The 17,304-nt window shown below is 35.8% G+C and carries 33 protein-coding genes and 1 pseudogene; 2 read left to right on the top strand and 32 right to left on the bottom strand.

The features are described 5' to 3' along the window. Window positions 1-46 precede the first annotated feature (46 nt). From NSS97_RS30060 to NSS97_RS29940, 25 genes and pseudogenes are all read right to left on the bottom strand, one after another. Window positions 47-986 (bottom strand): annotated as a pseudogene (locus NSS97_RS30060) (DNA cytosine methyltransferase). Continuing rightward, window positions 987-1,559 carry an NUMOD4 domain-containing protein gene (locus NSS97_RS30055; protein WP_341115333.1) on the bottom strand — a complete coding sequence of 191 codons (573 nt, stop codon included), beginning with the start codon at window positions 1,557-1,559 and terminating at the stop codon, window positions 987-989. A gap of 89 nt (window positions 1,560-1,648) precedes the next feature. Further along, on the bottom strand, window positions 1,649-2,053 hold the full coding sequence (locus NSS97_RS30050; RefSeq protein WP_328034248.1) for a DUF7448 domain-containing protein: 405 nt from the start codon (window positions 2,051-2,053) through the stop codon (window positions 1,649-1,651). A gap of 43 nt (window positions 2,054-2,096) precedes the next feature. After that, the gene (locus tag NSS97_RS30045; RefSeq protein WP_341115330.1) at window positions 2,097-2,600 is read right to left on the bottom strand and encodes a dUTP diphosphatase; all 504 of its coding nucleotides are present in this window, start codon (window positions 2,598-2,600) and stop codon (window positions 2,097-2,099) included. Window positions 2,601-2,614: 14 nt separating this feature from the next. Then, window positions 2,615-3,289, bottom strand: a complete 675-nt coding sequence (locus tag NSS97_RS30040) for an HNH endonuclease (RefSeq protein ID WP_341115328.1) — start codon at window positions 3,287-3,289, stop codon at window positions 2,615-2,617. A 13-nt stretch (window positions 3,290-3,302) separates the two neighbouring features. Next, window positions 3,303-3,470: a hypothetical protein gene (locus tag NSS97_RS30035; protein ID WP_341115326.1), complete on the bottom strand. Its 168-nt coding sequence runs from the start codon at window positions 3,468-3,470 to the stop codon at window positions 3,303-3,305. Between the two features lie 10 nt (window positions 3,471-3,480). Further along, window positions 3,481-3,723 carry a glutaredoxin family protein gene (locus NSS97_RS30030; protein WP_341115323.1) on the bottom strand — a complete coding sequence of 81 codons (243 nt, stop codon included), beginning with the start codon at window positions 3,721-3,723 and terminating at the stop codon, window positions 3,481-3,483. Window positions 3,724-3,792: 69 nt separating this feature from the next. Next, window positions 3,793-4,200 carry a YopX family protein gene (locus tag NSS97_RS30025; protein ID WP_341115321.1) on the bottom strand — a complete coding sequence of 136 codons (408 nt, stop codon included), beginning with the start codon at window positions 4,198-4,200 and terminating at the stop codon, window positions 3,793-3,795. Next, on the bottom strand, window positions 4,187-4,330 hold the full coding sequence (locus NSS97_RS30020) for a Fur-regulated basic protein FbpA (RefSeq protein WP_341115319.1): 144 nt from the start codon (window positions 4,328-4,330) through the stop codon (window positions 4,187-4,189). Before NSS97_RS30020 ends, NSS97_RS30025 begins: the two co-directional genes overlap by 14 nt. Window positions 4,331-4,334: 4 nt before the next feature. Continuing rightward, window positions 4,335-4,532 (bottom strand): hypothetical protein, encoded by a 198-nt coding sequence (locus tag NSS97_RS30015; protein WP_341115317.1) that lies wholly within the window; start codon window positions 4,530-4,532, stop codon window positions 4,335-4,337. A gap of 11 nt (window positions 4,533-4,543) precedes the next feature. Beyond that, on the bottom strand, window positions 4,544-5,131 hold the full coding sequence (locus NSS97_RS30010; RefSeq protein ID WP_341115316.1) for a hypothetical protein: 588 nt from the start codon (window positions 5,129-5,131) through the stop codon (window positions 4,544-4,546). Continuing rightward, the gene (locus NSS97_RS30005; protein WP_341115314.1) at window positions 5,128-5,580 is read right to left on the bottom strand and encodes a nucleoside permease; all 453 of its coding nucleotides are present in this window, start codon (window positions 5,578-5,580) and stop codon (window positions 5,128-5,130) included. Before NSS97_RS30005 ends, NSS97_RS30010 begins: the two co-directional genes overlap by 4 nt. Continuing rightward, a complete protein-coding gene (locus NSS97_RS30000) occupies window positions 5,581-6,042 on the bottom strand; it encodes a hypothetical protein (RefSeq protein ID WP_341115312.1) in 462 nt (153 codons plus the stop codon). A gap of 13 nt (window positions 6,043-6,055) precedes the next feature. Next, window positions 6,056-6,322: a hypothetical protein gene (locus NSS97_RS29995; RefSeq protein ID WP_341115311.1), complete on the bottom strand. Its 267-nt coding sequence runs from the start codon at window positions 6,320-6,322 to the stop codon at window positions 6,056-6,058. Next, complete coding sequence (locus NSS97_RS29990) at window positions 6,319-6,510, bottom strand: hypothetical protein (RefSeq protein ID WP_341115309.1); 192 nt, start codon at window positions 6,508-6,510, stop codon at window positions 6,319-6,321. Before NSS97_RS29990 ends, NSS97_RS29995 begins: the two co-directional genes overlap by 4 nt. Window positions 6,511-6,547: 37 nt before the next feature. Beyond that, complete coding sequence (locus NSS97_RS29985) at window positions 6,548-6,748, bottom strand: hypothetical protein (RefSeq protein ID WP_341115308.1); 201 nt, start codon at window positions 6,746-6,748, stop codon at window positions 6,548-6,550. Between the two features lie 34 nt (window positions 6,749-6,782). Beyond that, window positions 6,783-7,160, bottom strand: coding sequence for a hypothetical protein (locus NSS97_RS29980; RefSeq protein WP_341115307.1), 378 nt, complete (start codon window positions 7,158-7,160; stop codon window positions 6,783-6,785). Window positions 7,161-7,235: 75 nt separating this feature from the next. Continuing rightward, complete coding sequence (locus tag NSS97_RS29975; protein ID WP_341115338.1) at window positions 7,236-8,108, bottom strand: DNA replication protein; 873 nt, start codon at window positions 8,106-8,108, stop codon at window positions 7,236-7,238. Next, window positions 8,038-8,838: a DnaD domain protein gene (locus NSS97_RS29970; protein WP_341115305.1), complete on the bottom strand. Its 801-nt coding sequence runs from the start codon at window positions 8,836-8,838 to the stop codon at window positions 8,038-8,040. Before NSS97_RS29970 ends, NSS97_RS29975 begins: the two co-directional genes overlap by 71 nt. Continuing rightward, window positions 8,839-9,063: a hypothetical protein gene (locus tag NSS97_RS29965; RefSeq protein ID WP_341115304.1), complete on the bottom strand. Its 225-nt coding sequence runs from the start codon at window positions 9,061-9,063 to the stop codon at window positions 8,839-8,841. A 166-nt stretch (window positions 9,064-9,229) separates the two neighbouring features. Then, the gene (locus NSS97_RS29960) at window positions 9,230-10,201 is read right to left on the bottom strand and encodes a RecT family recombinase (protein WP_341115302.1); all 972 of its coding nucleotides are present in this window, start codon (window positions 10,199-10,201) and stop codon (window positions 9,230-9,232) included. Further along, window positions 10,194-11,960 carry an AAA family ATPase gene (locus NSS97_RS29955; protein ID WP_341115301.1) on the bottom strand — a complete coding sequence of 589 codons (1,767 nt, stop codon included), beginning with the start codon at window positions 11,958-11,960 and terminating at the stop codon, window positions 10,194-10,196. Before NSS97_RS29955 ends, NSS97_RS29960 begins: the two co-directional genes overlap by 8 nt. A gap of 36 nt (window positions 11,961-11,996) precedes the next feature. Then, window positions 11,997-12,227, bottom strand: coding sequence for a hypothetical protein (locus NSS97_RS29950; protein ID WP_341115299.1), 231 nt, complete (start codon window positions 12,225-12,227; stop codon window positions 11,997-11,999). A 189-nt stretch (window positions 12,228-12,416) separates the two neighbouring features. Next, complete coding sequence (locus tag NSS97_RS29945) at window positions 12,417-12,605, bottom strand: hypothetical protein (protein ID WP_341115298.1); 189 nt, start codon at window positions 12,603-12,605, stop codon at window positions 12,417-12,419. Window positions 12,606-12,813: 208 nt separating this feature from the next. Further along, window positions 12,814-12,948: a hypothetical protein gene (locus NSS97_RS29940; RefSeq protein ID WP_341115296.1), complete on the bottom strand. Its 135-nt coding sequence runs from the start codon at window positions 12,946-12,948 to the stop codon at window positions 12,814-12,816. Between the two features lie 77 nt (window positions 12,949-13,025). Between NSS97_RS29940 and NSS97_RS29935 the strand changes: the two genes are divergently transcribed. After that, entirely contained in the window at window positions 13,026-13,211 is a 186-nt protein-coding gene (locus tag NSS97_RS29935) for a hypothetical protein (protein WP_341115294.1), read from the top strand. A 33-nt stretch (window positions 13,212-13,244) separates the two neighbouring features. Here the strand turns inward: NSS97_RS29935 and NSS97_RS29930 are convergent, their stop codons facing one another. From NSS97_RS29930 to NSS97_RS29915, 4 genes are all read right to left on the bottom strand, one after another. Then, window positions 13,245-13,376, bottom strand: coding sequence for a hypothetical protein (locus NSS97_RS29930; RefSeq protein ID WP_341115293.1), 132 nt, complete (start codon window positions 13,374-13,376; stop codon window positions 13,245-13,247). A 118-nt stretch (window positions 13,377-13,494) separates the two neighbouring features. Continuing rightward, window positions 13,495-13,683 (bottom strand): hypothetical protein, encoded by a 189-nt coding sequence (locus tag NSS97_RS29925; protein ID WP_341115291.1) that lies wholly within the window; start codon window positions 13,681-13,683, stop codon window positions 13,495-13,497. Then, the gene (locus NSS97_RS29920) at window positions 13,680-14,417 is read right to left on the bottom strand and encodes an antA/AntB antirepressor family protein (protein ID WP_341115289.1); all 738 of its coding nucleotides are present in this window, start codon (window positions 14,415-14,417) and stop codon (window positions 13,680-13,682) included. Before NSS97_RS29920 ends, NSS97_RS29925 begins: the two co-directional genes overlap by 4 nt. Before the next feature lie 60 nt (window positions 14,418-14,477). Further along, complete coding sequence (locus tag NSS97_RS29915; RefSeq protein ID WP_445286000.1) at window positions 14,478-14,696, bottom strand: helix-turn-helix domain-containing protein; 219 nt, start codon at window positions 14,694-14,696, stop codon at window positions 14,478-14,480. Window positions 14,697-14,873: 177 nt separating this feature from the next. Between NSS97_RS29915 and NSS97_RS29910 the strand changes: the two genes are divergently transcribed. After that, complete coding sequence (locus NSS97_RS29910) at window positions 14,874-15,221, top strand: helix-turn-helix domain-containing protein (RefSeq protein WP_341038933.1); 348 nt, start codon at window positions 14,874-14,876, stop codon at window positions 15,219-15,221. 6 nt (window positions 15,222-15,227) lie between these two features. On the opposite strand, the gene NSS97_RS29905 is transcribed toward NSS97_RS29910, so the two are convergent. The 3 genes from NSS97_RS29905 to NSS97_RS29895 form a co-directional block, all read right to left on the bottom strand. After that, entirely contained in the window at window positions 15,228-15,380 is a 153-nt protein-coding gene (locus NSS97_RS29905) for a hypothetical protein (RefSeq protein ID WP_341115287.1), read from the bottom strand. Window positions 15,381-15,523: 143 nt separating this feature from the next. Then, window positions 15,524-15,667 (bottom strand): hypothetical protein, encoded by a 144-nt coding sequence (locus tag NSS97_RS29900; protein ID WP_341115340.1) that lies wholly within the window; start codon window positions 15,665-15,667, stop codon window positions 15,524-15,526. Window positions 15,668-15,693: 26 nt separating this feature from the next. Next, complete coding sequence (locus tag NSS97_RS29895; RefSeq protein WP_445286001.1) at window positions 15,694-16,869, bottom strand: AimR family lysis-lysogeny pheromone receptor; 1,176 nt, start codon at window positions 16,867-16,869, stop codon at window positions 15,694-15,696. Window positions 16,870-17,304: the final 435 nt, after the last annotated feature.

Here is a 17,304-nt window from a genome sequence, read left to right as displayed (position 1 = left end):
TTTGCACATTATCCATTCCCCTTTTCTACAAAATGAAATTTTTATACTAATCTTCCTCATACCCCATTCTCGAGCCGATAAATTTCGCAATATTAACCGTTAACCCGTTACCAGCCTGTGCATATAATTGATTAGGCGATGTTACTTCTTTTGCTCGATCAAAGTATTCGTCAGGAATCCCTTGCAATCGCCACGATTCTCTTTCTGTAAGCCAGTATAACTTCCCGTCACGTAAAGTAGTTTGTTCCCTGGATCTAAGTAATGTTTGCGCTACGCCGTGTCCTATGCGACCTCTGCGTGTCTTAGATGTTGGTACTGCTATATTAATAGCGTCACCAACAACACCGATATCATATCCTTGTTTAGTAGCCTGTCTTACTTTTACATAATCTTTCGTTACTTCTAAAATACAGCTATTCTTTTCTGTATCAACTAAATATTCGTCGGACACTTGATCCTCTAAGATATCCTGCAATGAATATTCTTTTCCTTCTTTGAGGGATTCCAACCTCGGTTGAGGTGATAACATTCCATTCCGCATCATACCCGACTCCATCCATTTCAGTGAGAATACGGGCAAAGTCCCATCCTTTATTAACTGATAATGTGTTATCAACGTTTTCAAAGAGCAAGTAGGCAGGTTTCTTATGTTCAGGTACTTCTTTGATGAGCCGGATAACTTCTGTAAATAGTCCTGATTTTTCTCCTGCAAGTCCTTTTTGTTTTCCGTTTTTGGAAATATCGGTGCAAGGGAACCCTGCTGTCCAAATATCCACTGACGGAATAGTAGTTCCTTTTGCGTTTCTGATATCATGTTCCGTCCACTCGCTTTCTACATTAACTTCATGCATAGCTTCATATGTTTTCCTTGCCGCTTTATCCCATTCGCAGAAACCAATACAGGTATGTCCCGCTTGTTCTAATCCGATTCTAAAAAGCCCAACGCCAGCAAATATATCTATAAATGTTAATTTATTGTTATTCATTTACACTACTACCTCTTCATCTGCGAATTTCCAAATGAAGCCCCCTGCACGTGGTCTTACACCTCTACATACAGCGCTTATGTTGTTTATTTTAGTTTTATCAATAGCTTCAGATAAACTTATAAAAGTAGCTACGATTTCGCCATCATTACTAATTTGATTTATTTTCCTTTTCGGCCTTCCTCCATTTGAATTTGGTTTATTAAGTCCTGTTCTATACGCATGTAGCGCATTTTCTCCATTTGTACACCACTCTAAATTATTTACGTTGTTATCTTGTTTATTTCCGTTGATATGGTTCACTTGAGGTTTGCATTCAATGTTAGGTATAAAAGCTTTAGCTACTAATCTATGAACAAATCCACCTTTTCTTTTACCTCTGTTTCTTAAATCCACTATTAAATAACCTTTATGATTTACCATCGGTTTCAATATGACACCTTCACGATTGTAAACTCTCCCGTTACTTCGTATGAATTCCCTTTTCATCGATCTGACTCTACCTAAATTGCTAACTTGATACATACCTTCGAATCCCTCATACCCTTCAATATCTCTCCATTCCTCTTTCATATCCATCCCTCCGTTTTCTGCAAGCTGGCGAATAAGTCTATAAAAGTAAGACTCATATCACCACCTCGCTTTCTATTAAAATAACGCTTTTATAACACTTCATCATGATTAATTTGTTTTGAAATAACTTTAGCTTCATGACCGTAATATCCATTGTGTTCGTTGTAAGCGACAAACTGGAGAGTTCCTTTAGATGTGACAATATCAACGAACATCACGTCACCTTCAAAATACTCACTTTCTATATCCAAATCATGCTTTTCAAGAAGACCTTCTTTTAATTCTGTATCAGTTATTTTCACATCAATAAGTTGTGCTCCTATAAAATCATTAAAGTCATCTTCTGACATAAAGTAACCAAAGTTTTCGCAGCAAGATTGTTCATCATCAATCAATAGCTTGATTACCTGTTCGTTTGTCGTTATAGCGTAACCACTCATGCTTGACCATCGCACTTTCTCTTGATGCTCTTCAATTTTTAAGATTTGTTCCATTTTTCATTCCTCCCTTGTTTTTATACAAAATTCAAATTTGGTCTTAATATCCGCTTGCTAACCGATCATAGTTAACTTGGTTCTTATCGAAATACGCCTTTTCCATATCTTCAAATGTCATTCCGATTTTAATTCCAATTGCTAATAGAGCCATCAATGCTTCTGTGTACTCGTTCCATTCGTTCAGTTCCAATCTGTATATGTTTTCGAATAGGTCATGGAATGAAGTATCTGTTCTTGTGTATCGACGACATTGTATATTGTCTATATCAACTTTAGTTATCCAATCACTATGTCCGTACTTATTACCCAAACTCGCCATAAAGTGCATGCAATCCGCCCACTCATCGTATTGACGCGCCTTATTTGTTGTTTTATTTTTCTTCCAATACTTAAAGAACCCTATTTCCTGCGCGAGCTCCCCAAGTTCTACGTATAAAGCTTGAGTGATATCTCCTGTAAGGCTTTTACCTTTTAAACTGTGTACCTTTACAATTTCGTTATCCAATTTTTCTTGTGCTTCGAAAATTTTTTGTATATTAATCATCTATATTCTCCTTTTTAAATTGATAATTTAACTTGACCTGAATCATCGATCTCTATTTCTGTTTTGTTTCGTTTGCTAAGGTTACAAGTTCGGCATAAAACCCTTAGATTCTCAGGAGTGCTATCTCCCCCTTTAGAAATAGGGATAGTATGGTCGATATGAGCTTTATTTTCATCGTTTTTATTATTGTCATGAACTTTCTTTCTGCAACATTGACAACTCCAGTTATCACGCTCCAGTAATTCTGTTCTCTGTACTGGAGTAAATTTAACGAAATTTTTATTCGATCGCCTTTTCAATATGCTAGCGTATACTTTGTCTTTGTTTTCGCTTTTCCACAATTTTATTTTTTGTGATATATGATTTTTGTTTTGTTCGCGCCACTCTCGTCCGTATTCAACAACTTTTTCTTTATTTTTATCACGCCAATTCCTCATTCTTTCAATCGTTCTTTCTTTGTTTTCTTTGTGCCACTGTCTTGTTTGTTCAGTTATTTTCCCTTTATTTTCTTTACGATAACGCTTTTGATATTCAGCTATTTTCTCTTTATTTTCTTTACAATATTGTTTCTTTCGTTCGGACACGCATTTTTTACAAGTGCCTTCATGACCATCCTTACACGTTTTTCCTTTTGGATAATCAATGTATAGCTTCCACTCATTGCATTTCTTGCAAACCTTACCGTCCACTCATATCCGCTCCTTATAAGTAACTTTTTAATTTCTCTTTCTGTTTCTTCAACACTTCCAAAGACTTCTCTGTTTTGCGTTTCTCACTATTTAATCCGTTCAAATGATATTGCTTCCTGTAAATCTCGATTTCTACTACTTCAAGTTCACCTTCCACCTGTATTTTGGTTTCTTTCTTCATACAATCCCTCCTACAGTCCTAATTCGTTCATTATTTTACCTTCTTCAAATCCTCTCACGATAGTTCCATTTTCGAATTTAAAAGCTGGTAAACTCATTATTCCTAAACCTTCAGCTTCAGCTTTATAAATGTCATTTTCCTCAATGTTTCTTTCTTCTAATTCAATTTCCACTGGAGCGAATCCCAAGAAATGTTTTGCACGTTTGCAATTTGGACAATCCGTTTTCGTGTACATAATGATCTTAGTTGCCATTCTCTTCATTCTCCTTTGTCTCCGCTAATAGTTGAGTGATTTCATAAACACCGTTTTCGATTGGTTTCATTATTTTTCATCTCCTTTTAATATTTCTTGATTTTCATAGATATTGCCGATGATTTTATGATATTTCGTTAATTCAACAGACACTGAAAATGCTGGTTCCATGTGGTCATAGTAATCTTGTCCGTTATCATGACACTGATACATAAAAGCTCCGTTTCTAAATTCCACAATTAGAAATGGTCTGCTTAAATCAGTTGAAACAATGTCACCTTCGTAAATTTCGTTTCCTTTTGAATCTTTTAATCCTGTGTACTGACTGACTGTTCCCCATTTAACTGGTATACACCCTTGATAATTCGCCTCAATATAAGCTAATTTATCTTCATAACCTATAATTGCACTTCCATAAAGCCATTTTGTATCACCGTAATTCTCAATTGGCATTCCGCGAAACTTAATCTCTCTCATTCTCCCCATCTCCTTTTATCAATTCGAATAGTTCCTGCTCACTCATTTCCCAAAGTTGACGTCCCGTATTTTCTTCCTTGTAAATCCCCTTATGTATCAGGACATCGATGTAGATTTGTTTCCTGTCCATTTACTTATCTCATGCCCTTCACATATTCTTCCTTCAGATCACGAATCAACATAATTTCCTGCGGTCCCACTTCATGTCCTAGCGAATTCACCCTGTTTCCGTATACCTCACCAGACATCGTTACACGCGTTATAGCGATATGCTCACCTGTCTGTTTATGAGTCCAGAAACCACGAAGTACGGCTCTTTCTTTTGCTGTCATGGCTTGTCCTCCTAACTTATCTGCTGCACTTCCTTATATTTTCGTGTTGTCTTCGTTGCTGCTTCTTCATATGACCATCCAATATCAATCCTGCTATAGAATGTCCCTACTTTAATTCCATTACTTTTCGCTACATTTATCCAATACTTGTTTTCTTTTTGTTTACCATTATCCGTTTCACTTATAACGATATTCTTCTTACCTCTAACAGGTCTTATTGCTGCTTCATAGGGATCCATTCCTCTTTCGACCCTCCTATGAAAAGTGGGGGCACTTATTCCGTTTTGTTTCCTTAGCTCTACATAATCACTAAATTTTGTTTTCTTTTGGCCATAAGGCGTTGTCGCTGCCTCTAAAGGACTCCATCCTCGACGTATGCGATTATAAAAGTCTTGTTTTTTAATACCGTTTCTAACAGCTAGTTTAGGTAAATCGCCGTGCTTCTCTCTTCCTTTCCAACTTGTTCCTATCGGCGTTGTAATTGCTCGTTCTAAGCTCCATCCATAATATTTAATACGATGATCTACATATTTTTTACAAACGCCTATAGCATCCGCTCTTTGATAATCTTTGTATGTCGGTACTATCCTATTTTTCACAACGCTTCCTCCTTAACTTTTACTGAGCAACGTCTTCCTGTATTGCTTGGCGGAGTTGTTGCCGCTCTTTCTAAATCCCAACCATGAGTATTAACCCTCGACATAAATGTTCGGTAACCAATTCCATTCCGGTTTGCGATATCCAGCCAATTCTTTCTATCCGATTTCATTTCGTTTGCCTGTCTAGTAGCCGCCTCTTCACACTCCCAACCAAGAAGGTTTATTCTGCTATAAAAAGTACTAATATTTATCCCGTTTTCTTGAGCTTTTTTAAGCCATTTTGTATATTTTCTTTCGTATCCATGATTTACTGTTCCCGGCTGTGCCGTTATTGCTTCTTTAATATCCCATCCTAATCGGTAAACCCTGCGATATAATGTGTGATAATTAATTCCGTTCTTCCTAGCAATTGCTCGTTCCTCATCGGTTAACCAACGATCTAAGGTCATTTATACCACCGCCTTCTTAGCTCGATGTTTAATGTTAGGTGGAGTCGTTATAGCGCTTTCTATACACCATTTAAGTACAAAGACTCTCGTTCTTAACGTTTGTTTTCCTACGCCGTTTTTTAACGCTTCTTGGTACTGTGATGGCTTTATAATGTCCGTTTTAGAGTGGGCTCTTTTCGTGCATTCTATTGGCGATAATACTGGTGTCGTTGCTGCGTCATTAGGATCCCAGTTATAACGCTTAACCCTTGAGAAAAACGTGTCATATGAGATACCATTTCGCTGTGCTAATCCCCATTCTTCTGCATACTTAACTTTCAAACTAACAAATAATGGTTTACTAATTGCTTTTTCTACATCCCATCCATGTACATTAATCCGCTGATCTACTGTACTTTTCTTAATTCCGTTTTGTTTTGCGATTTCGTATTCTTCCCAAGTAGGTACAGGATTGTATCTCATATCGTTTTCCCTCCTAATCTAATGCCATAATTTCAGCTAACGATCTGTCCGATATATAAGTATCGATAATTTGAATCCGTCCATATTTATCTTTAGCCATTCCTTCGGCTTCGCTCTCTGACTTCGCTTCAAACCATCTAAGCTTCCATTTGTCATCCTTGTCGTAAAACTCTACTGAGTACGTTATGACGCTTGTGACACGTTGTAAAAACTTCTCAGATGTGCTCTTTGCTGAATAATCGAAACTCCCAACGACATCTTCCAGTGTTAATTGCTTCATGCTACTTCTCCAGCTTTCTCTAGCTGTTGTAGTCGATATGCTTCCTTCAATCTCGCCATAACGGCATGACGTCTTCTGTCCACTTCTTCAGGGCTGCGATTCCCCGCCTCACAAATACATGATCCAAACTGATACATACCCATTCCAATATCGTTTCTAATTACTCCCGCTCCGTTACATGCACACATCTTAATTCCCCCTTTTATTTTTAAACAACGCTTTTGTTCAGTTTCCTTTGTTTAAATGCATTTCTAAAACCCGTTTTTCATTCCGAACCATTTCTAATGCTGAAATCAAATTATGTTCTAATACCTCTAAATCATTTATTCTTTTTTCTACTTGAACAGTTGATACAAAGTCATATATGTTTGCACCGATAGTACCGAATGATAATTTCACTTTCGCTTTTCCGTAGAAACCACTCATACAATCCCTCTTTTCTATTCAAATAATGATTTTTTTAAATCTTCTTTTCGTCTAATAACCCAATGTTATACATTTCTTTTGCTTTTTCATGATTAACCAATTCACCGTCTACTGTATTTGCATAAGGCGAAAGCTTCTTTTTAGTTGGATCATAGTACCCTGTTTCTAATTCAGCTTCCGAAAAAGGATGATTAGGTTTCAACACTGCTTCCCAATTTTCCAAGTAGATGGTTTCTCCTTCGCGATCTTTGTAATACCAGTCATATAGTTCTGGCCCTATTTCACTAGCATGGCAACTTTCACAATGGTATGGACCGCATTGAACCATCCCTACTCCTACATCTACCCAATCCGCTTCCATTTCTATTTCGCAATATGGACACTTTTGTGTCGGTGTATCGTATGCTCCCATAATGTATTCCCCCTTAGAATCCTAAATGTTCAATACGTTTATCTGATGTTTCCTTAAATACAACTGCTTCTGCTTTTATGCTGTTCTGTAACTAACTCCCTTAACTTGATACAAGTACTTCTTACTCATTCCGTACAACCGATCAGCTGCCGCAAATCCAATCTTGTCTTCCAATGTGTCTAAGTCTTCATTACTTGTGTACCAAATCGGTAAATTCCGTAAGTATCGCTCATTGATAATCTTGTAATACATGTCTTCTTTGAACTCGCTGTACTTCGATTTTGCTATGTCATCCCACACGAGAATGTCACAAGTACATAAATCATGAAGTAATTCATTTAATCGCTTCTTATTGTCATTCAGGAACGCTGCATTTTGTATCTCAGCCATGATATTTACATCTTGGACACATAACACTCTAGCGCCGCGCAAACGTCCTGTGCGCTCATCTACGACTTTGAATTTATTCAATGCATACTTAGCTGCTGCTATTTGCAAATGAGTCTTCCCTAATCCGTACGAGTTGTTTTCCTGGCGCATTTTATTTCGTTCTCCTGGAGGTAAACTTTTTAATCTCGTTTCACCCACTGATGCAATAAAACCGATACTATTCATCTTTGAATCTCTAATTTCGTTAAAGACTTTCAAATATTCGATCATAGCGTCATATAAAACTTTCTGCACTTCTGCCTCTCTTATGTAGTTATCAAATCGTGCATTTTCAAACTCAGATGGAATCATTGCGTACTTGAAACGAGATTTTAGACTTTTCCGTTCTAAGCATTCACATTCGATAGCAACATCAACATATTTTCCTTTTAGAAATTCAGATGGTTCTTTAATGAATGTGTACCCTTTATCACCACATATTTCACAATCAACCGATGGTTTGAGCGAATCCTCTTCCGCTGGTCGGTTGGATTCCTCTGCCAGTGCCTTTTTGTGCATAACTTCCGCTCTTTTCATTAAATCCTTCATTATGTCCCCTAGTTTTTCCATTACCATTCGCTCCTTTGTTTTTAAACTCTGTTTCTGATGCTTCAACATCTACTAAAGTACAAATGTTATTGTTAGCCCACTGCTTCAAGATTCCCTCAGCATAGTTCCATTTAGCTTGCTTTTTTAATGCGCGTTCCATAGCTGCTATAACCAATTCTTCACTTGTATCTTTAATCCACTGATCTACGTTCTCAGCCATGTACGGATTTAATATTCCAATGTTACTTTCATAGAATGAGAAGGGATTCTTACTACTATTACTTATTGTTAAATTAGTATTGTTAAGATTAGTATTGTTAGTGTTTCCCTCAGACACTACCCCTAGTTCCTCTGGGACACTACCCTGGTTTCCATCAGACACTACTAGTTTCTGTGAGACACTAGGGGTAGGTAGTACGTAATAGATATTTGATAAGTTATTTCCTTGTGCATCTTTCCTGTTAACTTTTTGAATGTACCCTTTTTCTTCTAATGACTTGATACATTGGACAATCTTCTTTCTTCCACATCCAACTTTTTCAGTTAATGTTGTTAGTGAAGGGAACGCTGATTGTGTATCTCGATTTGCATGTCTTACAATCACTGCGTAAGCCTTAAATTCGTAAACATCCAAATCACAGTTGTCAATTGCGTCATTCTCTATCATGAAAAACCCGCGTCTTTTATCAATAAAATTCATTTAGTCCACCTTCTTCATCCAACATTCATAGCTGACATTATCCGTGTAGCCGATTGTTCTAAATTCATGCTTACCTTGAAAACTTCTACCACTTTGCTCATAAAACTTACCGTTCTTATATACCGGTTTGATTGGTGTTAAGAAATCAAAACCTCTCTCAACCAAATCGTTTGTAGCTATTAACATTTCTTTTTGCGTTTGTCTTCTCACAGGTATCTTAAACATCAACCATCACTCCGTTCGCATATCGCAAATCCTTTCGATACTTTCAGGACCCTATAACCTGGGTAGCGTTTTGGATTTATATATTTCAGTACGTTTTTTTTGATTTCTTCCTGGTTAGTGCCTTTAAAGCACCAGCCAGGAAGAACAACTCTTGTTTGTGTGTTGATCATGCGAAGTTCATTTCCATGTTTTCAAAGTCAATTTCTGATTGTGGAGGCTCTTCTGCTATAACTTCAATTACCTCTACTTGTTCTACAACCACTTCGCTTTGTTTTTGTCTTTTTACACGCTCAAGGTCAATGAACTTAGACAGGGCAGCAATTTGTTGTAATGTTAGTTCTGTTGGTTTTTGATTGAATTTTTCTGTAATAATTGCTTTCAAATCATTTTTAGTCATTCCGAACCCTTTAAGCTTTGAGTTAATTGCTTCCCATTGATTTTTCATTTCTTCCTCTGGATTTACCGTTTCACCATCTTCAACCTGAATCTGATTTGGTTTATTTGGCGTGATATCTACACGTTTTTCAGGTTCGTAGGATTGAACGTTATCTACTGGACTAGATGAAACTGCTTCATCTTCGTTAATTTCAATTCCGTACTGCAATTTAGCAGCACGTTTCATTGCATGTTTTTTGAACATATCGTTAAACCAGTTATTCCACATATGTTTATTTGTGCCGTTCTTCATGTGAATTACTTCGTCTGTCTCCATCATGACTACAACATCTTTGAAACCATCACGTTGAGCCACTGCATAGCAACCAATTACTTTTCCGCGAGGGAATTTAACTTGGTGCTTCCTGATAATCCATTCACCTTCTTGAGAACGATCAGCTTCGAATTCATCGTTTTCGTGAACCGTTTGAACATCGATACCTTTATATCCGTTCTTTTGTCTTGCTAGGTGAAGTACGCCTTCTACTGATACTTGAATGCTCATTTTCCCGCCGTATACAATGCAGTAAATGTGATTTAAGAAGGGATTAAGTTCTGAGTTAACGCAAGTTTGTACGAATAAAGCAAATTGCTCATTACTTGTACCTGTTGCGATAGTGCTTTTGATTGTGTCTAGTTCTGATTTCGTAAAGTTACCGATTACCTTTTCTGTATTTGGTGCTGCTGTTACTTGATTAGTCATTGTTTTCTTCCTCCTCATTCACTTCTTGATATTCAAACTCTAAAACTTCGCCGGATTTACCTGCTTCATATGCCATTTTCATAAGGCTATCTACGCTGTGGCAGTCTGAAAAGTTACGACTTAAATTGTTGTCTTCTGGGGAATCGCTGTGATGAACATCAAACATTTCTTCTCCATCAACCTCTATAGAAACACGGCCGTATTCTCCCCATTCACTTTCTTCTGTTTTCATAACAACTTTCTTGATTTTGTTTGTTTCGCCAACTGAAACCGTGAAATTGCTATCTGCCACCTTCGCCACAATCAATTGACCGACTGGTTTTTCGAAATGTAAAATACTTTCTGCGTTATCGACAAAACATGGGACCACTAATTGGGATTGTTTACTCAGCACTTCAACAAGTTCTAATCCTGCTTTAATCTTTTCGGCCGTAGAAAGTCTGCTGTATGGTTTGTTGTCCATTAGTATTTCAAATGTAGCTCTCTCTTCGCCGTTTTTAAGAGTTTCATAGAGCTGTACATCAATGTTTGTAAATAAACTTTGAATCTTACTAACCATCAATTCAGAACGCTTAGTACGGAAGTCCTTAATAGCATCAATGATTGCTAATGATTCATTCTTTTCTTTGCGAATCTTCTCTTGCGTACTTGCTGCTTCATCGATTTCTTTTTGAAGCAATTCAAGTTGTTGTGACTGTCTAAGTAATCCGTTTAACCCGTAAATCTTTTCATCGATTTCTCTTGTTTGGTTAAGATCAACTTCTACAGCAGACATTTCTTTTATAGAAGCTTCTAGTTCTTTTAGTTTCTTAACCATGCTTATTCCAATTTGTTTCGCTTCTTCAAAACGATTAATTTTATTCTGTTTCACTTGCTCAACCGCTTCATCTTGTAAAGCTTGTCCACATGTATGACAAGTATCTTGTAACTTCTCGTTATTAATTCCGGTAAGGACATTTTTTTGTTGTGAAATTTGTTGTTTCACAACATCAATTTGGTACTGCACTTGATTGTACTGTTGTTGTTTTTGCTGACAGTCTCTAACTGTTTTATCTATTTCTGAACGTTTTGTTTGTAATTCAGATAGTTGTGATTCAATTTTTTCTTTATTTACATCAGCACTTTCCGCTTTTTGCTTCTCGTACTGTTCTTTTAATGTGATAACTCGTTCGCTTGCACGCTCATATGATTTCTCATGTGTTTTCTTACGCTCTATATGAACTTTCTGTAAGTCTTCTATTGAAAGTTTCTTTAAGTTTTCTTCTAATAACTCAACCTGTATTTTTGGTAACTCTGCGAATACTTCTTTTTTCAACGGCTCGCCTACATATGATAGAAGTTGTTCACGTTGTGTCTGCCAATGTTGTGAACTGAAGAATCCAGGATTGAATAGTGATAGGAACGCTTGCTTATCAAACAACTCATCTACAAATGATTCGAATTCCTTTGCTTTCTTAGGAACTTCATTAATGAAGTACTTAGCTGCTTTCTTTTGAGCTTTCCCAATCAATATGTTTTTATCATCTACTTGGATAAGAAGTTCGACTTTCGTTTCTGCTTCTTCATTACCAATAGGTTTAGGTTCATTTTTAGTTCCGTATGGATCAATACCGTATAAAACCCACGTAATCGCTTCACCTATAGATGATTTACCTGCGCCATTCGGGCCGCTAATAGTTGTTATTTCACCGAACTCCACATTAAGATTTTCGTGGTTTTTAAAGTTAGTAATACGTAATTCTTTAAAGTTGATTTTCATTATTTTAATCCCCCATTAAGTTGATAGTTCGTACTTTTATTTGCAAAATAGTTCGTTTGAAACAGTCTGTTGCGATGCCCACTCTTCTAAGAAACCATCGAATCCTTTGATCTGTCTCACGTGTGTTTTAGCAAACTCGATAAAACGTTTTGAGGTTACACTATGGTTGCTATAAACAGTTGTTTCACTGATTTCTGTAACTCCTTTGTTACGAATAAAGAAGTGTAATGTAATTTTGTAGAATGCATTTTTTCTCTTATCTATCATGATTAACTTCCTCCTTGTTTTGAGGAGAGCACATTTGGTATAATGTAAGTGAGTCATTACATGTGTTTTCTCCAAACCGTCCTTGGCGTAGGTCGGTTTTTTATTTTGTTATAGAAACTAACTAATAATTCTGTTAAAATATAGTTACCGATATGTGTAACAACCTGCCTGTGCTTCTGTACGGGCTTTTTATTTTGTTTTGATTCCTTTTCCCAAACATTTGTATTTAGGGATAATCGGCATAAACTCGACAATGTCAACCTTCCACTCAGGTGGTTCACCTTCAAAGTGACTATCCACTTGATAATGTTCAAATCTGCATAAGTACTTGTTTCCTTCTAAGTCATTGCAATATGTTGGTTCGAAACATGGTGACATTTCGACTCTCCTTTCTTGATGCTTTCACGCATCGGAATATCCAGGAACCCATTTACTAGGTGGGGGATGCCATTAAATTCCTGAATATTCCGACAAGCAAAGGCTTGTCTTTACCTGTAAAATAGTGGTATAATTATTCCATAAAGTTGGTAATCCAACTTTACCCTTATACAATGAGCCATGAGCCTTCACAACTCTTGGCTCTTTTTTATTTAGCTAGAATTATATACTTGTATGTTTCCTCAACCTTATCTGCGCTGTTATGTACTCCTCTGGCTCTTAAATCCTTTATGATCCATAAGATTTTCTTTTGTTCGCTTTCATCTCGCTGCTGTTTATCCATCGCTTTACCACCTTACTTATCTATTACTCTCCTAATTTGGTATAATGTCCCTATCAACTACGATAGGAGGTGACATTATGGACAAGAAAGAGATCGCTAAAGATTTAACTATTGCCTTTTTCCAAAACAAGTCAGGTTCAATCCGTTCTGTTGATGACGCTGTACTTGTATATGAAAAGTTCTACGAAGCTGTACATAGATCAGCTTCACTTGTTGATTATGGTCATGTTAAAACTGAAGATTTTGTACGCAACAATAAGTAGTTTTAACAAGAGTCGAAGCTGCCACTTCGGCTCTTAACTATTAATAATGATTTCCCTTGCTTCAGCTAAATGTTTTATTACTAATGCTGTTTCCGTATCGTTACAAATCTTAGTTAATTCGTTAATTCTTTCTAGTAACGCCTGAGCTACCTCAATTTTGTTCATTTTTTCCACCATCCTTCATAATCCGTTTGTCTATGCGTTCCATTAGATAAATGAATCCTTTGAATACTATGACTGCCACCAGTACCATGCATAGTGAGAATGTGCTTTCTTCCATTGTTTACACCGCCTCTTCCAAATGCTCATGTAATAAATCCAAAGCCATTTCAATTAATGCTTCTAAATGATCTGTTCTACTAACCACACTAGGGAATGTTCCGTGTCCATTTGTTAATGTTGCTGGGTAACGATCTCTAATATCTGAAAAAGCTGATTCTAATATTTCAATAGCTTCTATTAGTTGACTCATGCTGTAGCACTTCCTTTATTAAGGAGTTTGTCAGCTACTCGAACCGCATCTTCTAACTGATTTGTCATTGATAAGTACTGTGGTCTTGTTAAGTCTTTAAGACCATGCTTTTCTTTATAGTTCGTGATGCGTAATTTCAAGTTAGTTTTGTATGCAGTGTTGAATGCATCTGTGAAAGCTCTCCATGCATTTGGGATAGTCATTTTCTCTTGTTGTGCATGTCGTCTAATCATTTTGTTTAAGCGTTGCTGCAAGTCACCGATTGTGTCGATTCTGTCGATGTTATCTAACCGGTGGTTAACTGTTGTTACTCGCTGTTCTAGCTGAACCATTCTTTTTTCACTTTCCATATTTTGTTGAGCTAACATATAGATCAACTCGGCTGGTGACTTCACTTGTTGTTGGCGGAATCGTTTTTCTACTTCAATGAAGTATTTTCTGATTGCTCGTCCAGCTTCGTTATTTTGAACCATCGCAAATTCTTTTCCGGTATCTAAAGTCAGCCAATATTCATGTTTAGTAACATTTTGACGTTCCCCAATTTTGGTGAGCGTTAAATAGTAATCTTCATTCTCTGTAAAACCGTAATTTTTTACTCTTTCCTTAACCCATGTTGTGAAATCTTTCTTCACTAACATTTGTTCATGTAACTCTCGAGCATTTACGAATTTCTCGCCATTTTCATTTTGATAAACCGGAAGCATTTCATTTGCGATTACTTTTAATTGATTCATTTTCTTTATTCCTCCTGATTGGTTACTGTAGGTAGTCGATAGTTCCAAAAAAAATTCCACCTATAGTGTACTTTTTATTAGTAATTCATCTGTAGGGACATCATAAAGCTCTGATAATCTCCCTAATTTATCTATACTCGGTTGCCTAAAACCTCTTTCAATATGACCATAAGCACTTTTATGACAATTGAGGCGTTTCGCAACGTAACCATGGGTATATCCATGGTATTCTCTTAATTCTCTGGCTCTTTCTGTATTCAGTTTTATCATTTGAGTCATTTGAATCACCCTCGTTTGTTTCGTTGAATTCATCATAACACCATCGACTACTCTTAGTAAACCCCTAATTTGAAATTTATTTAAAAAAAGTCAAAAAAGGTTGTCTTAGAGTAGTCGATAATGTTAGTTTATATATAGAATGGTATATAATTTATGTTTATAAAGGGGAATTTTAAGATGGAGAACGCTATCGGCAAACGTGTTAAAGAAATACGTGCTGAATTAAAAATGAGTCAAAGCCAATTTGCAGAATCAATCGGAGTAAGTAAGTCTTTAATATCATTAATAGAACTAAGCAGAAAAAATCCTTCAGTAGAAACAATTAACAAGATCGCCAAGAAAGGTAATGTTAGTGTTGATTACATTATGGGAAGAACAGATAATAGAAGCTCTGGTGAAAATGAGACATCTAAAGTGAAAATAGAACTGAATACTGCTGTAGACAGAATCGAGAAGTTACCTGAAGAACAACAACGATTCATTATCAAAATGTTAAACGGCATGGTAGATAATATAGAGGATTGATAGCAATTATATGCTAACAATCCTCTCTTTTTTATTTGCTTCTTCAAACTCGCTCACATGACCAAACAATGTTTGTAAGTAAGTTATAGCTTGTTGGTCCCCTTTATTCGCTGCATTTATTAAAATCTCTAATTTATCCTTTTCAACATTGCTTAACATACTTTATCCCCCTCAGTTTCTTGTTAGTAGTTTGTGAATCGTTCAAAGTGGAAAGTTTTTGTCGTTTTCGTCAAAATGTTTCCACTCCCTATAAAGCAGAAATGACAGTGTCGAATTCGACACTGTCATTTTATATATATTTATTAACCGCCGCCTGGGCCAGGATCAACCATAAACTTTTCTATTTGAGCTACATTAGCTTCTCGATCTGTAAATTGGAAAGCTGTCACAGAAAGACACGCTACAGCAGCGATAGATAAAATCGCTTTGATAAACTTTGTTTTCAAGTGTTTCACCACCTTTTATATATGCCTCAATTATAACATTTCAGGGCTTCTTTTGGTAGAGAAATATAGAAAAAATCACCTGATTTAGAAAAACTTTCTGCGGACATTTCTAGGTATCTTTTCCCTTCTTCTCCTCCAACTGCAAGACCCATATAATACAACTGGAAACTACTAAGATACCCATTTTCATTTTGTAAGGTTTGTAGAATTTTAATAGCTTTTTCATTTTCACCTAACTTTACATATAAAAATGCCTTTTCAGCTTCATCTAGTTCTTCAGGGTTTATAGTATGTAAATCTTTCTCGTAATGTATTCTCAAAAATAAAAGCGTATTTAAAACTTTCTCTCTTCTTATTTCTAACTTCCTATTCACTGGATCGCCAATAAGTTCTAATGATTTCTCCATATATTCTTTCGCTTTTTGATAATCAGAAAAAACATAGCTTTCCCCAGCTTTACAATACGCCACTGCTTTAGTGCTAATATAACAATTCGTATCATTATTAATTATTTCAAAACATAAATTACGAGCTTTATCTAAATTATTCTCGTGTAACTCTACGAAAATATTCATTTCTTTTATTCTTAATAAAAATGAATCCCTTAAGGTATGGCATTTAATTTCTAGAATGTCAGGTAATAATTGCTGGATATATTCATTAACCATCTTGTAATTTCTCAAATCAAAAAAAGAGTATATTGTATTTAAAACTGATAATATTACCAATTCATTGTCTGTATACTTTTGCTTTTTTCTCATTTTATCAACTTTCTCAAAGTACATCTTAGGAGTAATTGTATCTTCGCTTCTTTCTCGCAAAGTTTTGTATAATGGAACCAAGTTTAAGTTTATCCGTACAGTTTTTGAATTCCCTTTTTTCTTTTCATTTTTATCTTCTTTGTTTTTAAGACTAGTTATCTGTTGCATTACCACATCTTGAAGATCATATTCCCCAAACATATCTAACACTTCTAATGCTAACTTTAAATTTTTATGTGATAAATGGGGTGTTATCTTTTTTATCCATTTTCTACGGAATTCAACATCATTTGGCTTGTATAATCTTAGTGCGTCTACAAAATGCATGAAATCGAATTTCCCTTTTGTATTGAAATAACCATTTACTGTAGTATGTGTTACATCAAAGCGTTTAGCTAGTTTTCTGTTAGTGTAACCGTTTGATTTTAATTTTTCGTTCATATTAGTTAATAATTCTTGCACAATATTTGTCCCCCTTGTTCGGAACAAAAGACACGTTATACCCAATTTTTAACTTTTAAGGAAAACGCGCCACTACATTCATGAGATGTGATATAATTTATGTAAGACTTGCAGTAAGTGTTTTCCCTAGTCGGATTAGGGAAAGCGGTATAAGAGTGTTAGCGCACTACTTATACACGCTGTGAGTCTTTTTTACGTCCGTTTATTTTGTATTAATAATACCACAAATTTCCCAATATTCAGTCCTATGATTATCAGACAATTGTTGAGAAAGTTAAGAAACCGCTCTACAACAACGTTTCTTATGTTTAATAAAAATAAATATGTAATTGTGCATATTGTCATATGAATAATCCATATGAATATTTTACCACTAATCACCCGAAAAGAGAACATAGGTTCTTATTTTTATTT

The organism is Bacillus sp. FSL R12-0074, assembly GCF_038005725.1.
Lineage (GTDB): Bacteria > Bacillota > Bacilli > Bacillales > Bacillaceae_G > Bacillus_A > Bacillus_A mycoides.
This window is presented reverse-complemented; position numbering and strand designations above follow the sequence as displayed.